This window comes from Cellulophaga geojensis KL-A (assembly GCF_000568425.1).
Lineage (GTDB): Bacteria > Bacteroidota > Bacteroidia > Flavobacteriales > Flavobacteriaceae > Cellulophaga > Cellulophaga lytica.
Window position 1 is genome coordinate 41,368 of record NZ_ARZX01000015.1, and the last position, 18,913, is coordinate 60,280.

Annotated in this window: 17 protein-coding genes; 5 read left to right on the forward strand and 12 right to left on the reverse strand. The window is 32.1% G+C overall.

Features of this window, described 5'->3' with window-relative positions:
* The first annotated feature begins 3 nt into the window (after positions 1–3).
* Both truB and KLA_RS11640 read left to right on the forward strand, forming a co-directional pair.
* On the forward strand, positions 4–714 hold the full coding sequence (gene truB / locus KLA_RS11635; protein WP_034646058.1) for a tRNA pseudouridine(55) synthase TruB: 711 nt from the start codon (positions 4–6) through the stop codon (positions 712–714).
* A 62-nt stretch (positions 715–776) separates the two neighbouring features.
* Positions 777–1,502, forward strand: a complete 726-nt coding sequence (locus tag KLA_RS11640) for a hypothetical protein (RefSeq protein ID WP_013620479.1) — start codon at positions 777–779, stop codon at positions 1,500–1,502.
* On the opposite strand, the gene KLA_RS11645 is transcribed toward KLA_RS11640, so the two are convergent.
* Positions 1,485–2,114, reverse strand: coding sequence for a thioredoxin family protein (locus KLA_RS11645; protein ID WP_034646060.1), 630 nt, complete (start codon positions 2,112–2,114; stop codon positions 1,485–1,487). The genes KLA_RS11640 and KLA_RS11645 overlap by 18 nt on opposite strands.
* 290 nt (positions 2,115–2,404) lie before the next feature.
* Between KLA_RS11645 and KLA_RS11650 the strand changes: the two genes are divergently transcribed.
* Positions 2,405–2,989, forward strand: a complete 585-nt coding sequence (locus KLA_RS11650; protein ID WP_235183555.1) for a Crp/Fnr family transcriptional regulator — start codon at positions 2,405–2,407, stop codon at positions 2,987–2,989.
* Here KLA_RS11650 and KLA_RS11655 read toward each other — a convergent pair.
* The 6 genes from KLA_RS11655 to KLA_RS11675 form a co-directional block, all read right to left on the reverse strand.
* Positions 2,959–4,311 carry an alkaline phosphatase family protein gene (locus KLA_RS11655; RefSeq protein ID WP_034646064.1) on the reverse strand — a complete coding sequence of 451 codons (1,353 nt, stop codon included), beginning with the start codon at positions 4,309–4,311 and terminating at the stop codon, positions 2,959–2,961. The two genes, KLA_RS11650 and KLA_RS11655, sit on opposite strands and share 31 nt — an antisense overlap.
* Positions 4,312–4,385: 74 nt before the next feature.
* On the reverse strand, positions 4,386–6,317 hold the full coding sequence (locus KLA_RS18340) for a hypothetical protein (RefSeq protein WP_235183557.1): 1,932 nt from the start codon (positions 6,315–6,317) through the stop codon (positions 4,386–4,388).
* Between the two features lie 327 nt (positions 6,318–6,644).
* Positions 6,645–7,547 carry a TonB-dependent receptor gene (locus tag KLA_RS18345; protein ID WP_235183559.1) on the reverse strand — a complete coding sequence of 301 codons (903 nt, stop codon included), beginning with the start codon at positions 7,545–7,547 and terminating at the stop codon, positions 6,645–6,647.
* Positions 7,548–7,675: 128 nt separating this feature from the next.
* Positions 7,676–8,380 carry a LytR/AlgR family response regulator transcription factor gene (locus tag KLA_RS11665; protein WP_034646066.1) on the reverse strand — a complete coding sequence of 235 codons (705 nt, stop codon included), beginning with the start codon at positions 8,378–8,380 and terminating at the stop codon, positions 7,676–7,678.
* On the reverse strand, positions 8,380–8,988 hold the full coding sequence (locus KLA_RS18105) for a sensor histidine kinase (RefSeq protein ID WP_161633465.1): 609 nt from the start codon (positions 8,986–8,988) through the stop codon (positions 8,380–8,382). Before KLA_RS18105 ends, KLA_RS11665 begins: the two co-directional genes overlap by 1 nt.
* A gap of 458 nt (positions 8,989–9,446) precedes the next feature.
* On the reverse strand, positions 9,447–10,085 hold the full coding sequence (locus KLA_RS11675) for a hypothetical protein (RefSeq protein ID WP_034646070.1): 639 nt from the start codon (positions 10,083–10,085) through the stop codon (positions 9,447–9,449).
* Positions 10,086–10,237: 152 nt separating this feature from the next.
* Here KLA_RS11675 and KLA_RS11680 point away from each other — a divergent pair, with 152 nt between their 5' ends.
* Positions 10,238–10,801 carry a DNA-3-methyladenine glycosylase I gene (locus tag KLA_RS11680; protein WP_034646072.1) on the forward strand — a complete coding sequence of 188 codons (564 nt, stop codon included), beginning with the start codon at positions 10,238–10,240 and terminating at the stop codon, positions 10,799–10,801.
* A gap of 52 nt (positions 10,802–10,853) precedes the next feature.
* Positions 10,854–11,393 (forward strand): hypothetical protein, encoded by a 540-nt coding sequence (locus tag KLA_RS11685; protein ID WP_141103726.1) that lies wholly within the window; start codon positions 10,854–10,856, stop codon positions 11,391–11,393.
* A gap of 1 nt (position 11,394) precedes the next feature.
* On the opposite strand, the gene KLA_RS11690 is transcribed toward KLA_RS11685, so the two are convergent.
* The 5 genes from KLA_RS11690 to KLA_RS11710 all read right to left on the reverse strand — a co-directional run bounded on the left by KLA_RS11690 (position 11,395) and on the right by KLA_RS11710 (position 18,776).
* Positions 11,395–12,372, reverse strand: coding sequence for an acyltransferase (locus tag KLA_RS11690; RefSeq protein WP_034646127.1), 978 nt, complete (start codon positions 12,370–12,372; stop codon positions 11,395–11,397).
* A gap of 102 nt (positions 12,373–12,474) precedes the next feature.
* Complete coding sequence (locus tag KLA_RS11695; protein ID WP_013620471.1) at positions 12,475–12,807, reverse strand: T9SS type A sorting domain-containing protein; 333 nt, start codon at positions 12,805–12,807, stop codon at positions 12,475–12,477.
* A gap of 160 nt (positions 12,808–12,967) precedes the next feature.
* Positions 12,968–13,279 (reverse strand): T9SS type A sorting domain-containing protein, encoded by a 312-nt coding sequence (locus KLA_RS11700; protein ID WP_013620470.1) that lies wholly within the window; start codon positions 13,277–13,279, stop codon positions 12,968–12,970.
* A gap of 202 nt (positions 13,280–13,481) precedes the next feature.
* Positions 13,482–15,857: a hypothetical protein gene (locus KLA_RS18250; protein WP_200868410.1), complete on the reverse strand. Its 2,376-nt coding sequence runs from the start codon at positions 15,855–15,857 to the stop codon at positions 13,482–13,484.
* A 93-nt stretch (positions 15,858–15,950) separates the two neighbouring features.
* The gene (locus KLA_RS11710; RefSeq protein ID WP_013620468.1) at positions 15,951–18,776 is read right to left on the reverse strand and encodes a TonB-dependent receptor; all 2,826 of its coding nucleotides are present in this window, start codon (positions 18,774–18,776) and stop codon (positions 15,951–15,953) included.
* Between the last annotated feature and the right edge of the window lie 137 nt (positions 18,777–18,913).

The following is an 18,913-nucleotide window of genomic DNA, read 5'->3' on the forward strand; positions in this document are numbered from 1 at the left end:
AGCGTGACAACTAAAGAAGAATTTTTAGAAGGACAAATATTGCTTATAGATAAGCCGTTAACTTGGTCATCTTTTCAGGCAGTAAACGCTTTAAAATGGGGTATTCGCAGAAAATTTGATTTAAAGAAAATAAAAATTGGTCACGCTGGTACTTTAGATCCACTAGCTACGGGTTTATTAATTATATGCACAGGTAAATTCACCAAAAAAATACCTACACTACAAGGCCAAATAAAAGAGTATACAGGAACCATAACTGTTGGGGCAACCACACCGTCTTATGATATGGAAACCGCAGTGGAAAAGATTTATCCAACAGAACATATAACTACAGAAAAAATACACGCAGCAACAACTAATTTTATTGGAAAAATACAACAAGTGCCACCAGTTTTTTCAGCATTAAAAAAAGATGGTAAACGCTTGTATGAGTACGCTAGAGAAGGGCAGGCTGTAGAGGTAAAATCTAGAGAGGTAGAGATTACTGAATTTGAAATTACAAGAGTTAATTTGCCAGAAATAGAGTTTAGAGTAGTGTGTAGTAAAGGTACCTACATACGCTCTTTAGCAAATGATTTTGGTAAAGCACTGCAAAGTGGTGGGTATTTATCTGCTTTAAGAAGAACCAAAATAGGTGATTTTAACGTAGATAATGCAATAACCCCAGCAGATTTTCATACAACAGTATTGGGGATGCCTAAACCAAAAGAGTAGTAAAAAAACACCTTTTTTGATTAAGAATAAAATATTTTTATAAAAACAAGGTTATAAGTTATATGTTTAAAGATAGTAGATACTTATCATTTTTAATCACATTCTTTTCTATGTCTATTGTTATATTGTCTTTATACAATATACATTTAGGAGCAAAGGAGAAGGAAGAGTATGTGGTAGAATTAGCTATGCTAGAAGAAGATGAGGAGTTAGAGGAGATGCAGAAAGAAGAAGAGCAACAACCTACACAGCAGCAAGAAATTAAAAGCCATATGGCGTATAATGAAAAGGCAAAACCAACTTATGGTAATCCAGAGCCTTTAAAAACGCTTGAAGAGTTAATGGAAGAGGCTAAGTCTGATGCGGAAAGCGATCCTAACTCTAAATTGGTGAGTTCTGAAAATGGTTACGCAGCCAGTTTAAAAGAATTAGCAAAAAAACGAAAAGAAGCCAAACAAAAGTTAGGTGAAAAAGACGCTAAAAAAGATGAGGTTTCTCATAACTTAGCAAAACGTAAAACGTCTATTTCTTTTTCATTAGTAAAAAGAAGCGCTTATGATTTGCCACCACCAACATACACTTGTATAGAAGGAGGTAAAGTGGTTATAAATATAGTAGTAGATAATTTAGGCAATGTAATAGATGCAGAATTTAATAAAAAAAGTTCTGGTACAAGTAATGGTTGTTTGGTAGATAATGCTATTGAATATGCATTAAAGTCTAAATTTAGCAACGCATCTAAGGAGCGCCAAAAAGGAACAATTACTTACCTATTTCAAGGCAAGTAATTGTGTAAGATCTTCAATAATAGTATTTCCTTTATCTTTATTGTACCACACTTGTAGCTCTTGTTTAAACTCCGGAGTTAAACTTCCGTTTTTAGCTTTAAAATTTTCAACAATTTTAGTTAGTTTACTTGGTCTTGGCCCCCAATCACCTATAACTTCTTGTGTATCTTCATTAAAAGCAATAAGTCTAGGTATAGATAATGTGTTGTTGTATAAAAAATGATTCATCAGCTCTAGATTTTCATCTCTAAGAATCACTTTTACATCAATCTTAGAATTCTGTTCTGCAAATTTTTGCATTACAGGCATAGACTGTGCAGCATCTCCGCACCAACTCTCTGTTAAAACCAACCACGTTGTTTTAGCAGTTACTTGTTTTATTTTGCTAATAGTAGCATCGGGTAGCTTTGTTGTTTTATCTAACCGCTTCATGCGTTTGTCATTTAGCATCGTATAGTTTGCTAAAGCATCTGTATGTAACACACCTGTAGACTTGTTGTTAGCTACTAAATTGCGCATTTGTTCTCTGTACTCTGTATATGTGCTTGCAGTAGAAATAGCTTCTGTAATAAGCGATGTTACACTGCTGTTTAATGTATTTGTTGTACTCATAACTAAACTTGTTCTTTTGTTTTTCAAAAATAGGTTGTAAACTATTTATATAAGATGATAATCGTCATATTGGTAGTAGAAAATTATAAAAACTTACAATGTATGTTGTTAGGATAAGTTTAACAGTGTTGTGTTACAATTATTTAACATAGTAGAGTAAACTTAAACTTTAAATAATAGATTTCTAACATAGAAAAAATAGATTTGATTTTTTAAAAAATAAATAAATTTTTATGCAGGTTTTACGTCCGGATTTTAGAAGTCAAAAAAAATTTTTGTTGTATGAATTTTTGAAAAAAAAAATAGGTGATGATACGCTAGGAAATTTTGTTACCGAAATTATTTACAACAAAAATACCTACATATACCAGCCACCAATAGTTGAAAATTATATTTATGAAATTGTTTCAGGAGCTGTTAAGTTAGGGGGGTATTCTGAAAAAGGAGGTGAGTATGCTTATGATATTATACATACGGGAGATTTTTTTGGTAATTTAAAGTACCTAAACGGTCAGTTTTCTGAGTATGCTAAAACCTTAGTGGATGTAAAAGTTAGGTGTTATGATTTAAATTTTTTTAAAAATGAAGTAAAGGGGAATCCAGAAGCAGCTGAATGGTTTTTTGCTTACTTAACTAAGAGGTGGTGCTTAGCAGAAAAAAAATTATGTAAAGTAAATGAGCGTTCTATAATAGGTAAATTAAATTTTTTAAAAACCGTTTATACTATAGATGTTTTGGATGTAAAAGGTAAAGTACACAATATACATTGTTTGCTAACACAAAAAGATAAGGGTGACCTTATTGGAGCCACCCGACAAACTATTGCTAATGCTTTAAAAAATAATCAGTTTACTTTAGATAAAATTCCAGGGTAAAGAATACCGTCTTTTGCGGTAAAATTTAGTTTAAGTAACTGGCTAATTACAGGAGCCACATCTTCTAATCCCATTTTTTCTATGGTTTTACCTTTGTTAATACCTGCTCCAAAAGCAACAAAACCAGTTTCTATTTCTTTAAAATCTGGAAAAAAACCGTGTGTACCTCCTCTTCTAGGAGATAGTATGTTGCCATTAGTTCTAGAAGACATTGCAATGCCAGGTATTGGAGCTAAAGCTAATACAGCATTTGGGTCTGCACCAATTTTATCTAGTTCTTCTCTATTTACCACTCTAAATAATTTTTTAATATTATCAGGTAAATTATTTAGTTTATTGCGGACTTTTTCAATAGTTTTTTTGTCTTTTTTATCCTTTACCATTAAAAAAGCAGAAGCTCCGGATGTATGAAAAGCAGCTTTCCAATTTCCTCTATCTTTTTTATCTTCCATTAAACCTTCCTCAACCAACCAAATGTTAGGGTTTAATGCAGAATGTATATCTACAAAACCGTGATCGCCAGTAATAATAAATGTTGTTTTATCTTCTATACCTGCTCTTTTAGAGGCTTCCATAATTTTACCAATAGCCCTATCTACTGCTGCAATAGAAGTGTATACTTTTTCGCCATCTCTGCCTTGCTCATGCTGAAAATGATCTACAGCAAACAAATGAATAGAAATAAAGTTTGGCTTATATTTTTCAAGCGTATAAGCAGCCATCTCTCCAATTCTATCTTCTCTATTTAAATAATCGCCATTAAATGTATTCTTATTTAATTTTCCCAGTACTTCTTCTTCCATTTCAGCTAAAAAACCTTTAGGAGTTTCAAAATCACGCATAGGTTTAATGCTACCGTAGCCTCCTTTTAAATACCAGTATTCTGGTATGTTATAGTTTACATCTGCGCCTACAGACACAGGCCAAAGAAAGCTAGCGCTTGTTTTGTTAGCTTCTTTAACAGCGGTCCAAAGTGTTTTTGTTTTTATAAGGTTGTTTTCCCAGTACCAACGGCCAGTTTGCCCTTTGTCTTCAAAAGGACTATTGTAGTAAATACCATGTTCTTTTGGGTAAGCACCTGTAATTAATGTAGTGTGTGATGGGTATGTTACAGAAGGAAAAATACCTCTAACTCCTTTAGCAGAAACCCCTTCTTTAGCCATTTTTTTTAAATTAGGAGCAGGCCATTTTTCTTCTAAATAAAAATCTGGTCTAAAACCATCTACAGAAATTAAGATTACATGTTCTGTGATTTGTTTTTCTTGAGCCTCGCAAATTTGAGCGGTAATTATAAGGCTTAGTATGTATATAATTTTTTTCATATCATTTTTTAAAATGAAGGGTTTGCTTAATTTAATCAGCAAACCCTTCCACTATTAAACAAAAATTAAAATTCTTAATTAAAGGTATATCTAGCTCCTAATTGTAATCTCCAAGGAGTTCCGTTTATAGGTTCTGTTCCGCTAGAAGTTTGTACAGAATAATCATAGTTTTGGTTTGTTTGATCAAAACCAGTTATTCTCATTAAATTTCTATTTCCAAAGTTGTGAGACTGTCCCCAATCTTTATTTAGCATATTAGCAAAGTTGAAAATATCCATAGATAGTTCTAAACCTTGTTTTTTGTTTTTAGTTTCAAAACGTTTTTGCAATCTTAAATCTACTACAGCAGAAAAAGGATTTTTTCCACCGTTACGCTCAGCAAAACCACCATAACTATCTTTAAGGTATTCTTTAAAACCATCTGGAGTTTCTGGGTCATTTAATATTTGGTTATAGCTATCTATAATAGATTGAGGAGTGCTTGGGTCATTTGGATCAAAAATGTAAGCAACATCATTACTTAAGTTAAAGTCACCGTTAGCACTAGTATTGCTGTTTACTTTAAAAGTGTATCTAGTACCTCCTTGGCCAATTACTTTTGCGCCTAATGTAAAACCTTTCCAGGTAGGTGTAGCACCGTTTACAACCAGTTTAGTATCAAAATGGTTATCTGCAAAACCATAATTTAAATCTCTAGGATCTCCAGATACTGGTAAAAAAGTAGAGGTGTTGGCAACACAGCAGTTGTAAGATGAGTTGTCTTTAGATCTATTAAAAGTAACACTTGCGTTTAGGTAACCATCTTTACCAATTTGCGCAGAACCCTCTAATACAAAAGCAAGATTGTCTAACACACCATCAGAAGTCATTACCAAAGTTCTACCAACTTGGTCAGATATTCTAGAGTTTTTCCAGTCTGTAGATCCGTTTTCTGTAATTGTATTTGCAGGTACAAAAACCTCTCTTCCTTGTTCTGTAACAAAATAAGGTTCTTTAACTAAATTGGCTTCTTGGTATGTGTAGTTGTTTTTAGTATGACTAAACAAAGCATTAAAACCAAGGCTGTATTTGCTGCCAAAAAAGTGAGTATAACTTAAGTTAGCTTTGTATGTTGTTGGAACTTCAAAATCTTTACCCACAGCATTTATTGTAGAAAAAGGAGTAACACCAGCAGGTACACCGGGTACAGTGTTAGGGTTGTTTCTGTACGATGGAAAATCTGGCGTAGGAACATTGCTACCAGTAACATCTATAGCGCCTAAAAGTGTACCACTATTTTGAATGTTGTTTACTTGTGCGTAGTAGTGAGGTTGAGCAGAAAAAACGCCTCCTCCTAATTTAAACACATCTTTATTTTCTCCTTTTAAGTTGTATGTAAGCTGAAACCTAGGCTGTATGTTATTGTAATCGTCTAATTTTTCATTTGTACGTATACCTAGCTCTTGGTCTACTACCGGATTGTATTCTGCAGCATCTAAAAATTTAGTGGCATCCCAACGTACACCGGCTACCAAGTTTAAATCTGGAGTAATATCAAAATCTACTTGTGCAAATAAAGATAAATCTAAAACGGTTTGTTTAACAATTGGTAAACCTTGTAAAGGTACTTCTCTAGCATATCTAGAAGGAGTTAAATTCTCAAAATCATCTAAAGAATCAAAATAAAAACGACCATTTTGCTCGTTAGAAAGTAATGTCTCTAATGAGGTAATCATGTTATCTGTACCAAAAGTAAAGTTTGCATTATCTGTATTAATGTAGGTAGTATTTGTAAACTGTATTTGGTTTTCTACATTAGTTTCAGGAGAATAACGTTGCCCACCTAACTGTACACTTTTAGTGCTGTTGTTACCGTTTGGTAAAACAGAAGTTACTTGTACTATTGCTCTTGGTATATTAGATGACGGCAGTTGTGAGCTAGGTGTATAAGCTCTTTCTGCGTGCTGGTACTGAAACTTAAACTCATTAGTTACAGTAGGGCTAAACATAGAACGTAAAGAAAGCATAGTACTATTTTCTTTAGATGCAAAATCTGAATATGTTTCTGCTAATTCTATACTAGAGTTATCACTAACACTAAAAGGATTGTCCCATTTGTTGTATAAGTTACGTAGTGTAAGTCTATGCTTATCATTTATTTGCCAATCTAAACGAATAAAAAGGTTATTTGCTTCTGTTTCACGGTCAAACTGACCTATTTGTTGTTGGTCACCTAAGCCATAAGAGTTTCTACCAATACTTAAATAGCGGTCTAAATTGTCTTGTGTTATGCCTAATCTGTTTTCATCATCTGTACTTTGTATATCAGCAATATATCTTGGTTCCCCAGCATCTTACCTTTCATAAACAGCAAAAAAATGAAGCTTGTCTTTAATTATTGGTCCGCCTAAGCTAACACCATACTGAGAATTGTAAAAATCTGCAGTACGCTCTTGACCTTGAATGTTGTATTTACTTTGTAGACCATCTGCTCTGTGGTAAAAGAAAGTACTACCTTTAAATTCATTAGTGCCAGATTTGGTTACAGCAGAAATAGATCCTCCGGCTTGCCTACCTTGTGTAACATTATAATCATTAGTAGAAACTTCAAATTCTCTAATAGCTTCTTGTGATATTGTGTACGGTCCGCTACCAATGTCGCCAGCAGTTAGTTGGTTTCTTGCATTTGTACCATCAATAGTTACATTGGTAGAAGTTCCTCTTTGTCCGCTTAAATTATAGCTTCCGCCACCTTGTAGTGGAGATAAACTAGTTAAACCAGTAAAGTTTCTTCCTTCTGTAGCAAGTTTTTTAATTTGCGTTGCGCCAATTTTAGTAGAAGCACCAATTTGTTCAATTCTTTTAGATAAACTGTTAGATGATACTACAACTTCATTTAATGTTGTAGAAGACTCTTGTAGTTCAAAATTAATAGTAACTGCATCACTTAAATTAAGCATAATGCCTTCTCTAACAGATTCTGAAAAACCTAGGTATTTTGCCGTAACCTTATATGGTCCGCCTAATGGGAGTTGTTGAAATTTAAAATCGCCATTTTCATTTGTTAATGTACCAGAGATAAAGCCTGTAGAAATATCTTTTATCACAATTTCTGCGCCCATAAGAGGTGCTCCAATATTATCTTTTACAGAGCCCTTAATAGTTGCATTTGTAGCTTGTGCATAGGAGTTAAGTGAGGTTCCTAGTAAAATAAATAAAGCTATTACCCGTAAGTAATTCTTGTATTTTGTTTCCATTTTTTATAGTTTGTTATTTAATTGGCTGCAAAAGTAGTGGCAGCAACAAACTGAAAAATGTTAGTTTTTAACATTAAAGGTAGACTTAACTTTAACTTTAAATTTTGGTAATATAGGAAGGTTTTTAGCTAACTTATAATAGATGATTTAGAGGTTTTTTCTAAAAACTCAAAAAAACTAGATTTGTATTTTTGCCCTATGGGTATTTTGTGGTTATTTGTAATAATTTGGTTGCCAGATATACTTTTAATTACGTCTAAATTAATGGCAAATGATTTATGTGTTCTTATAAATAAGTTAGTTGGTAGTGACTCTATAAAATTTGTGAAAGTCATATTTGTAACAATGCATTCTTTTTCTAAATGTACTTTAACATAGTCTCCAGATGCTTCAATAAAAATAATATTGTTAGGGAGTACTTTATGTAATACTTTGTTAGATTTAATTATGATAAAATCATTAATTGCTATTTTGTTTTTTTTAATATCTAGCTTGTTAACGGCGGTTAAAAATCTATCAAAAGAAAAAGGTTTTAGCAAGTAGTCTGTGGCATTAAGCTCAAAACCATCTATGGCATAATCAGAATAAGCTGTTGTAAAAATAACTTTAGGTGGGTTTTGTAATGATTTATAAAAAGTTAATCCAGATATTATTGGCATATTAATATCTAAAAATAGTAAGTCTATGTTAGAGTTAATTTTTAGCTCTTTTATTGCCTGGTTTGCATTATTACACACGCTAATAAGTTCTAAAAAATTTATATTACTTATATACTTTTTTAAAACTTGTTGTGAGGATGGTTCGTCATCAATAATTAAACATTTAATATTCATTAGGTTTTTGGTTTAGACGTGGTTAGTGATAAGCTTACTTTAAAAGTTTTTTCATTTTCAGTTATAATAAACTTATGTTCCTCTGGATAAATTAACTTTAAGCTGTCTTTAATGTTTTTTAAGCCAATACCAGAATATTTGTTAGGTATAGACTCTTCTTTTGTTGATTTATTATTTTCAATACAAAATTCAAAAACTTCTTTTTCCTGTTTAAGTTGTATGTTAATAAATGAGTTATTGGTGTTCTTTGTAATGCTGTGTTTAAAGCTATTTTCTACTAGTGGTAGTAGCAACATTGGATATAACATAAAATTATTATCTTCTACACTTATATTCAATTCTACATTTTTAATGTTTTGGGTTCTTAATTTATTAAAGTTTATATAGTTTTTAAGTAATGTAATTTCATCTTGTAGAGAGTTTTTTTTTGAACTAGAGTCATAAATAACATATCTTAAAATATCAGATAATTGTATTATAGCATCTTGCGTTTCATCTTTTTTATCTAGAGCTAATGCGTATATAACATTTAAAGAATTAAATAGAAAATGTGGATTAATTTGAGATCTTAATGAAGTAAGTTGCATTTGTATATGATTGTTTTTCATTAACAAACGTTTATTTAGTTGTTTATTAAAATAAAACCAATCTTCAGATAATTTTAATAATGTTGTGGTTGTTAGTAAGATAAAGAAAATACTAGTAACGCCTATTTTTGTGTCATAGGAAATAAAAAAATAAGAGGAAAAAAGGTAATCTAATATAGATTCTAAAAAAAGAGTGTTAAGTCTTGCAAACAAAAATATAGTAAGTATAAAAAGTAAAAAGAAATAGAGATACTTTTCTTTTTTTAAAAAAAAAGGAATTAACAGATATAAGTTTATTAAGCTAGGAATAGCTACTGATACTAGAAATCCAAAGGTGTAAATAAAATCTATTTTTATAGGTGAATTTCCTTTACTGAAAATAAAAATCAATACACTATAGCACAAAGCCCAAACCACTATATTAAATAACAATGGGTTGTGATTCTTTATACGTGTAAAATTGGTGCTATAAATACTCATTATTCTTTTTTAAGAACACATTCATTACTAGTTTTCCATTTGTCTTTGATATCTGATTCCGAATATTTTTTTAAAAATTTGAACAACTGGTCAGATGATCCTGTTAAAATAAGATTTTCTTGAATACCTATTTTTTCATACTTAAGGTGTAATTGTTCTTTTTCTAAAAGATCTGTTATTACATCTTCATCTAGCCATTTTAAATTAACAGTTCCATTTTTCTGTATGTCAACTTTTGCTAAAGTGTGGGTTTCAATTACAGAAAGTTTGGCGAGACTATTTAATTTTTCACTGTTATATTCAAATAGATTAAAGTCAATAAAAAGCTCCTTATTAATTTTAAAAGTTATTCCAATAAATGATGCTTCTTTATTATTTTCAGTATACTTAATAAAATATCCATTTTTGTATTGGTTATATATTTTTAAGTCTTCCTGTGATTTAGGTTCTTTATCTTTTTTAAATTCCGACTTTAGTGATGTAATTTCCCATTTCCCATTCTTAGTGTCGTTCCATACTCCAATAAAAGATTTTTCAAAAGTAATTGCTTGAGAAATATAAAAAGGATGTATTGATTTTATAATGCAAGAGTTGAATAAAACCAATAATAAAATAATTAAAAACTTTTTACTTTGCATAATAGTTGTTTTAGATTTTATGCTAAATAAAAAGAAAATACAATTAATAACAACTCGTTTCGATAAACAAGACTTAACTAATGCCAAACAAATTAAATAACAGAACTTTTGCTAAACTTACATACCTTTAGAGTATATAACTAATTAAAATTATGGAAAAACACAGATGTGGTTGGTGTGTAGGAGATGATTTGTATGAGGCATATCATGACAAAGAGTGGGGAACTCCTGTAAAGGATGATAAATTGTTATTTGAGTTTTTAATTTTAGAAACTTTTCAGGCTGGGTTAAGTTGGATAACAATTTTACGTAAGCGAGAAAATTTTAGAAAAGCCTTTGATAATTTCGATTATAAAAAAATTGTAAATTACAAACAAGATAAAATAGATGCTTTGTTACAAGATGCAGGTATTATTAGAAATAAGCTAAAAGTGAACTCTGCTATAACCAATGCAGCTGCTTATATTAAAATACAAAAAGAGTTTGGTAGTTTTAGTGCTTACATATGGAGCTTTGTAAACAACAAGCCAATAAAAAATGCGTTAACTAATTATAAAGAAGGGCCTGCAAACACGCCTTTGTCTGACGCTATAAGTAAAGACTTAAAAAAAAGAGGATTTAAATTTGTAGGTAGTACGGTTGTTTATGCGTTTATGCAGGCAACAGGTATGGTTAATGATCATGAAATTAGTTGTTTTAGATATAATGAAGTGTAGTATGTTTAGATTAAAAAAGATTGGTTTCTCTGTTGTTCTACTTTTTTTCTGTGTGATAACAATTGTAGCGCAAAATAAAATAGAAAGAGAACACAGAATTTTAAAATCTCAGTTCCCAGAGGTTTTATATACTAAGGAAAAACTAGGTGATGATGTTAAAAAAATAAAATACTACAAGGAAGTTGGTCCGCAAGAAGTTGTGTATACTACCAAGTTTAAAAAGGTTAAGCTCCACTACCAAATGCAGTATTCTAACAATGGAGATTTACAAAATATTGGGTTTAGAATAAAGCAAGTAGATTTTCCGTTTGAAGCTTTTACGGCTATAAATAACCAATTGGTGTATTCTTATGATAAATTTAAAATTATAAGAATGTATCAGCAATATCCAGTACAATCTAAGGAAGATGAAGCTTCTGTACTTAAAAGTGCATTTATGAATTTAATGGAGCCTAATATGCAATACAGACTTATTGTTAAGGGGAGAAAAGATGGTAAAAAAGTTCTAAAAGAATTCTGGTTTACGGCATCAGGATCTTTTGTAAAAGAAAGAAATATGCTGCCAGCAAATTATGATAGGGTTTTATATTAATTTACAAAACCAGTAAATTACAACCTCTAATATCAGAATTGTCAAACCTACCAATAATTTCAAAGCTTTGGTTTGTGTGTACTTTACCTAAATCTTGAGTAGCAATAAAAGCGCAAGAGTTTACATTTGCTAAGTCAATTACATTTATCCCTCCTGTTTTTCCATTCTTTTGGAGTGTTAATGGGTCTTCTGGATCTCTAGTTAAAATTTTCATCCAAGGTGGTGTATTAAAAATACCGTTTCCTTTAGAATAAGCTTGAGAAAGTAACTCGGTCATTCCGTACTCAGAATGTATTTCTGTAACACCAAACCCATTTTTTAACTCTTGGTGTAGTTCTTCTCTAATTAGTTCTTTTCTTCTACCTTTCATACCACCAGTTTCCATTATAATGGTATTTTTAAGATGTAAATTGTATTGCTCTGCCATATCTAACAAGGCAAAAGAAACACCAATTAAAAGTACTTGTGTGCCGTTTTCTTCTAGTAATTTTAATTTAGAAACAAGAGCGTTAATATTATGTAAGTAAAAGCCACTATCTGGGTGTTCACTTTTTTTAATAAGGTCATCTGCCATATAAATTAAAGAAGAACCTTTGCGCTCTAAATATGATGGTAATAGCGCTAAAACGCAATATTTTTTAATGTCTCCGTAAAAATATTTAAAACCTTTTAAGTAACTATCTATATACACTTGTACGTTAGAAACATAATGTTTGCTTGTTACAGTGCCAGTTGTGCCACTACTGCTAAATGTAACTTCTGGCGTAGTGTTTTTTACAAGTACTTTTTTGGTTTTAAAAAACTGAATAGGTAAAAACGGAATATCTGTAAAATGGTTTACGTTGTGACTATTTTTATTTAAATGGTTGCAAAACTCACTGTAAACTAAATTGTTTTTATACTGAAAATTAAATACAGCTAGCGCAGCAGTATTAAAATCCTCTTTAGTTTTTATGTTAAAAATAGTTTCTGTATTCATTGTTGCAAATAATACTGCAAAAGTAAGCAACTACTTAGTTGTAAAAAACAAAAAGCCCTAACATATTGTTAGGGCCTTTATGTGGTTGTTTGGGCTTAATTTTTATTTCACGACTAATTTGCGTGTCACTGTTTTTTTATTTTCTGTTACTTGCATTAAATACATCCCAGGAATTAACTTAGAGATATTTAATTGTTTAGCAATTAACCGTTGTTTTAAAACTACTTCACCAAAAATATTATAAACAACAATATCTTTAGCTTTGTTTTCTTTAGTTGTAATGTAAACGGTTCTGTCTGCTACCGGGTTTGGATATAGTTTAAAATCTGCAATTTGGGGAATATTGCTATTTTGCATAGGCAAGTTAACCACCTTTTCTTGGGCAGAAACTAGCAAGCAAAATGTCATTAAAAACAAAATGTAGATTTTCTTCATTTTTTGCTGATTTGGGATTAGCTCTGTAAATGTATGTTAAGTAAATACTTAAAAATATTTATTGTTGTGAAAAAGGATTATTTGTAGGTTAAATCACCTTTTTTTGTTTGTTAAGAAATAAATTTTGAAAAAGTACGTTGCTCGGATAAACTGCAAGTACTTATTTTATAATTAGTTTGCGAGTTGCAACTTTGTCTTTTTCAAAAACGCGAATTACGTATACACCTGCATCTAAATTAGATAAATTTAACTCTTTGCCAATTAATTTAGTTTCTAGTGCTTTATTTCCTAAAACATCAAAAATTAATATTTTTTTAGGGGCATTTTTCTTAGTACTAATGTATATTTTTCCACTAGTTACAGGGTTTGGGTAAAGCTTTAAACCTTCTATATCAGAGCTATTCTTGGCATCTTGCCCAAAAGCAACCACCGTAGAAAATACAAAGAATAAGACAAGGTATAAGTGTTTCATATATAGCTGTATGCAATAAATATACTACAAATATACTAAACTGAAACTTTTTACGTTACAATAAATTTAACATTTTCGATAAAAAGAAAAAACTTTAACAAATGAAAGAAAAAACATCATAATTTGTTGCAACTGTTTAATGTATAAAAAAAACCGCCTAAACTTAGTTTAGGCGGTTCATTTTAATGTATGTTTTTATGGCTTATAAACCAACTGTCCAACCAGTAGCCCAGTCAGGAGTAGCAGCGCCATTACCAGCACCAGTTGCAGTACCTTCTGTGTAGAAGTCTTGCTTAGCACCTGTGTAATCAGTTTCAACAAATCCAGTTGCTTTAGCGTCAAATTGGATGTTAGTAATAACTAAATCACCAGCTTCAATTCTTGTTGCTGCAGGAGCATCTGTACTTTTAACTTTAATTCCTAAATCAATTCCGGAAGTGTATAAGTTATCAATTGTGAATTTTCCACCACCTTCTTTGTAGTAAAGTGCACCTTCTGTAACAGGACCAACAACAGTAATGTTGCTTAATGTAGTTGTAGTTACAGGATCTACACCAACTGGCTCTTCTGCAAGGTTAGAACCTTCTATGCCAGCAAAAGCAGCTCCAGAGATATACCAAAATTCTCCGTTACCATTCCATCCGTCAGCAAAGTCAATACCGTCATCACCAGAACCAGCAAAAGCAGCTCCAGAGATATACCAGAAATCTCCATTACCATTCCAGCCGTCAGCAAAGTCAATACCGTCATCACCAGAGTTAGTAGACACTAAGTATTTACCTGTTACAGTACCACCAAAGAATTCAATACCGTCATCACCAGAGTTTGTAGACACTAAGTATTTACCTGTTACAGTACCACCAAAGAATTCAATACCGTCATCACCACCGTTGTAAGACTGTACATACTCTACAGTAGTACCAGAACCAACACCAAATAAAGATAAGCCGTTAAACTCTTTAGAGTTTGTAAAAGTTGCGCCAGTGTACTCTAAACGTAAGTAAGTAATAGAACCAGAATTATCATCTGCAACAGTACCACCATAAGTTAAATCTGCAACTTCAGAAGTAACAGCAGTACCTTTGTTTGTTGGAGCTTTACCACAAACAACTAAACCACCCCAGTTACCAGGAGCAGGAGAAGCCTCACCAGAAGTCATAACTACTGGCTCTGTAGCAGTACCATTTACAAATATTTTACCACCTTGAGCAACTGCAATGTAAGAGCTAGTTTGTCCTGTAGCTTCAATAACAGTACCAGCAGGTATAGTTAACTCACCACCATCTAATATTTCTAATTTACTAGTAAGTAAGTATTTTACGTCTGCTTGTAAAGAAACAGCAGAAGTAATTGTACCTTCTAAGTTAGATTCTGTAACACCGCTGTTATCTAAACCTCTTGTCCAACCAGCAGCCCAGTCAGGAGCAGCAGCACCATTACCAGCACCAGTTGCAATACCTTCAGATATAAAAGATTGGTTAGCACCAGTGTAATCTGTTTTTTCAAAACCATCTGCTACACTTGCAAACTGCATGTTAGTAATTTTTAAAGCTTCAGCTTCAATTCTTGTTGCTGCAGGAGTATCTGTACTTTTAACTTTAACACCTAAGTCTGTACCAGCAGTGTAAAAGTTATCTATTGTGAAGTTTCCGCCACCTTCTTTGTAGTAAAGAGCACCTTCTGTAACAGGACCAACAACAGTAATGTTGCTTAATGTAGTTGTAGTTACAGGATCTACACCAACTGGCTCTTCTGCAAGGTTAGAACCTTCTATACCAGCAAAAGCAGCTCCAGAGATATACCAAAATTCTCCGTTACCATTCCATCCGTCAGCAAAGTCAATACCGTCATCACCAGAGTTAGTAGACACTAAGTATTTACCAGTAACAGTACCACCAAAGAACTCAATACCATCATCGTTACCGTTGTAAGACTGTACATACTCTACAGTAGTCTCAGAACCAACACCAAATAAAGATAAACCGTTAAATTCTTTATCATTAGTAAAAGTTGCACCTGTGTATTCTATACGTAGGTATTTTATAACACCAGAATTATCATCAGTAACAGTACCACCATAAGTTAAATCTGCAACTTCAGAAGTAACAGCAGTACCTTTGTTTGTTGGCGCTTTACCACAAACAACTAAACCACCCCAGTTACCAGGAGCAGGAGAAGCTTCACCAGAAGTCATAACTACTGGATCACTAGCTGTACCATTTATAAATATTTGACCTCCTTGAGCAACAGCTATATATGATGCTGTACCACCAGTAGCTTTAATTACAGTACCAGCAGGTATTGTTAATTTACCACCATCTAATATTTCTAATTTACCTTTTAATTCGTATTCTAATGAAGCATCTAAGGTTAATTCATCGCTAATTTCTCCTTCTAATGCTGTAGAAGCACATGGTTGACAAGAAGATCCTCCACAGTCAACTCCTGTTTCATCTCCATTTTGTATGCCGTCAGAGCAAGTATTTTTGTCGCCAGAGTCGTCATCACTACTACATGATACCATTACAGTTCCAAGAACTGAAGCGATCATCATAAATTTTAAGAAAGTTTTTTTCATTTTTCCGTTTGTTTAATAATTTAATGCGAATTAAGACTTTGGTTGTTAACCAGTTGTTAACTCAGTTTTATATAAGTGTAACTATACTATTAATTAAAAGTTATATGACAAAGAAAGTTTTACGTTAGCACCTCTTTTGTAAGATAGTACTGTAACATCTTGTTCGTCTTGGAATCTTTCTACAGAAGGGTTTAATATATTTTTAGCAGAAAGTCCAATTCTAATGTTTTCATTTAGTTGTGCTTTTGCTATAAAATCTAAAGAACCAAAACCTTTATCAACCAAGTTGCCTTTTCCTTGTACTCCTAAAGCGTATATTCTGTCTGAAAAATAGTTGTAAGCAATTGTAGTTGTAATGTTTTTGTTTTTACTGTAGTCTTTAGAAAAGCTAATGTCTCCGTTTAGTAACAAATCAGACGCTCCAGTTAAGCCGTCTTCCTCATTAGAAAAGTTTACGCTTAATGGAAAGCCAGCAGCGGTAGTTTCTTCAATTATCTTATCAGGGTTTAGCTCTTGATTTGTATTCATGTAAGATGCATTAAAGCCTGCAGATAATACAGTTTTTAATACGCTGTCTTCAGTATCTTTTTCTGTAGCAAAAAGATCTTTTCTTACTTCTAGTTCTACACCGTATGCTTTTGCCCAGTCACCAGAGTTTACGTAGCTAATTACGTTAGATGCAGAGTTAATTGTAATTTCATTAATAGGGTTTTCAATATATTTACCAAAAACACCTAATGAAATAATTTCACTAGAGTTAGGGAACATTTCCCATTTTAAGTCAAAGTTGTAATCTGTAGAAGCGTATAAACTTGGGTTACCAGTGTAAGTTGTTGTAACATCTTCAAATAAGAATAATGCTCTTTCTTTAAATTGTGGTAAGGTATATGTTTTACTAGCTGCAAACTTTAAGTTTTGCTTATCGTTTAGTTCATATTTTAAAGATAAAGCAGGTAAAAATTCTGTTTTTTCAAATTCATTAGAATCTCCCGCTGGGTCTATAGATGTACTCCAATCTATACTTTGGTTAATTTGCTCTACGCGTAAACCTGCAATTAATGTAAATTTAGGATTAAAAGCATACTCTAAATTAGTATAAGCGGCGTGTATATCTTGGTTACCATTATAAGTTTGTGGTTGTAGTGCAATTGGGTTATTGGCATTACCTCTAAAGGTACTTAAGCTAAATAAGCCTGCATTTAAGTTCTCTTGAGTAAAATAAGCATCTAAATTGTAAGGGTCAGTAATAATAGGTTGTGGTATTGTAGACCCATCATTATTTCTTGTATTTATATTAAAGTTAAATTGAGTAGCTTCAAAATCAACTTCTTTAAATCTTCCGCTATAACCAACAGTTAATTTACCGTCATATAAATCATCCTCATTTTTCTTAAACTTATAAGTTGCAGATAAATTAGCAGCTAATTCATCTTCAGTTAAGTCTTGATAAAACCTGTGGTTATCAGAGTTACTAATAGATCTACGGAAAGATTTTGGTCCGTTTGGCTCATCCCAATCATCAGGAGATAGTGTAGTTTGTTTTCTGTTAGGAATACTACTTTCTACAGTGTTGTATGATGCTCCCCAATTAACCTCTAATTGTTCTCCAATTTTATGATCTCCTAATAATTGATTTACAAAAAGAGAAGTTCTTTCAAAAGTTCCTCTTTGTATTAAACCACCGCCTTCTGGCGCGTAATCAAAAACATTAATAACACCATTGTATTCTTGTTGTTTTTGAGTAGATGTGTTTACGTATAAAGAGTTGTATTTAATTGATGATCTACCTATTGTATAACCAATATTAGCCATTAATGTAGAGTTTGTGCTATACTCGTAACTAGTATAGTCAAAATCTTTAGCAATTAAGCCACTAGGAGAAGTGCTACCTCTTGCAACACCTTCTTTATATTTGTAGTCGTTATCAAAAGTACCAACAGCAAAAAAGCTTAATTTACTTTGCTCACCTAAGGTATAAGAATCGCCACCAGATAAAGATAGGCTAGTAACTATAGGTGTAGGAGCAGATTCTCTGTCCCAGCTGGTTGTGTAGTTGTAATTGTTTAATGGAAAATCTGGATAGTCATTAGTATAAAAACCATATACATCTGGGCCATCGTTTAAGTAAAAATCACTTTCGCCAATAGCTTCAGTGTTAATACCAGTACCAACTCCTAGTTGTAAAAATCCAGATCCTTTATAGTTTTTTGAAGAAATATCAATATTTGCACCTGCAAAGTCACCGTAGTTTTTGGCGTTATATGTTTTATCAATACCAATATACTCAACAATATCAGTAGAAAAAATATCTAAATCAATGTTTTTTCTAGAAGGATTATTGGTTGGTAAAGGCAATCCATTCATTGTAGTAACGTTGTAACGATCTCCTAAACCACGTACAAAAACACTACCAGAACCTTCTTGTTTAGAAATACCGGTTGTTTTGGTAACAGCAGTAGCAACATCACTAACACCTTTACGTGCTAATTCTTGTGCGCCAATTGCAGTTTTCATTTCTACAGCTTTCTTTTGATCTAGTAATAAAGCTGTTTCAGAATCTTTTCTTGTAACTGTTGTAATAACAATTTCATCTAACATCATTCCTTCGTTAGCTGCCATTGGTACATTTATTGTAGTAACCTTGCCAGCAACAATAGCTACATTAGGTATTTCTACAGTTTCATATCCAACATAACTAAATACTACGGTGTATGTACCCGGCTCTAAATTTGCAATCTCATATAAGCCATCAAAATCTGATGTTGTTCCTTTAGTCGTTCCTTTAATTAGTACGTTAGCAAATGGTAACGGGTCATTATTCATTTCTTTGTCGGTTAATTTCCCAACAACGCTTCCTGTTTCTTGTGCCTTTGATACTAAGCACGTTAGTAGGCAAAATGTCAATAATAAAAGTCTCATTAATTTCGTTTAATAGTTGGCGCAAAGAACGTGTCAACCTGTGAACGCGATGTTACCTATGTGTTAACAATTTAATTCTTAATTGTTATTTAAATGTTATGATATTAAATGAATGTTAAGCAGCTTTGAAGTATAAG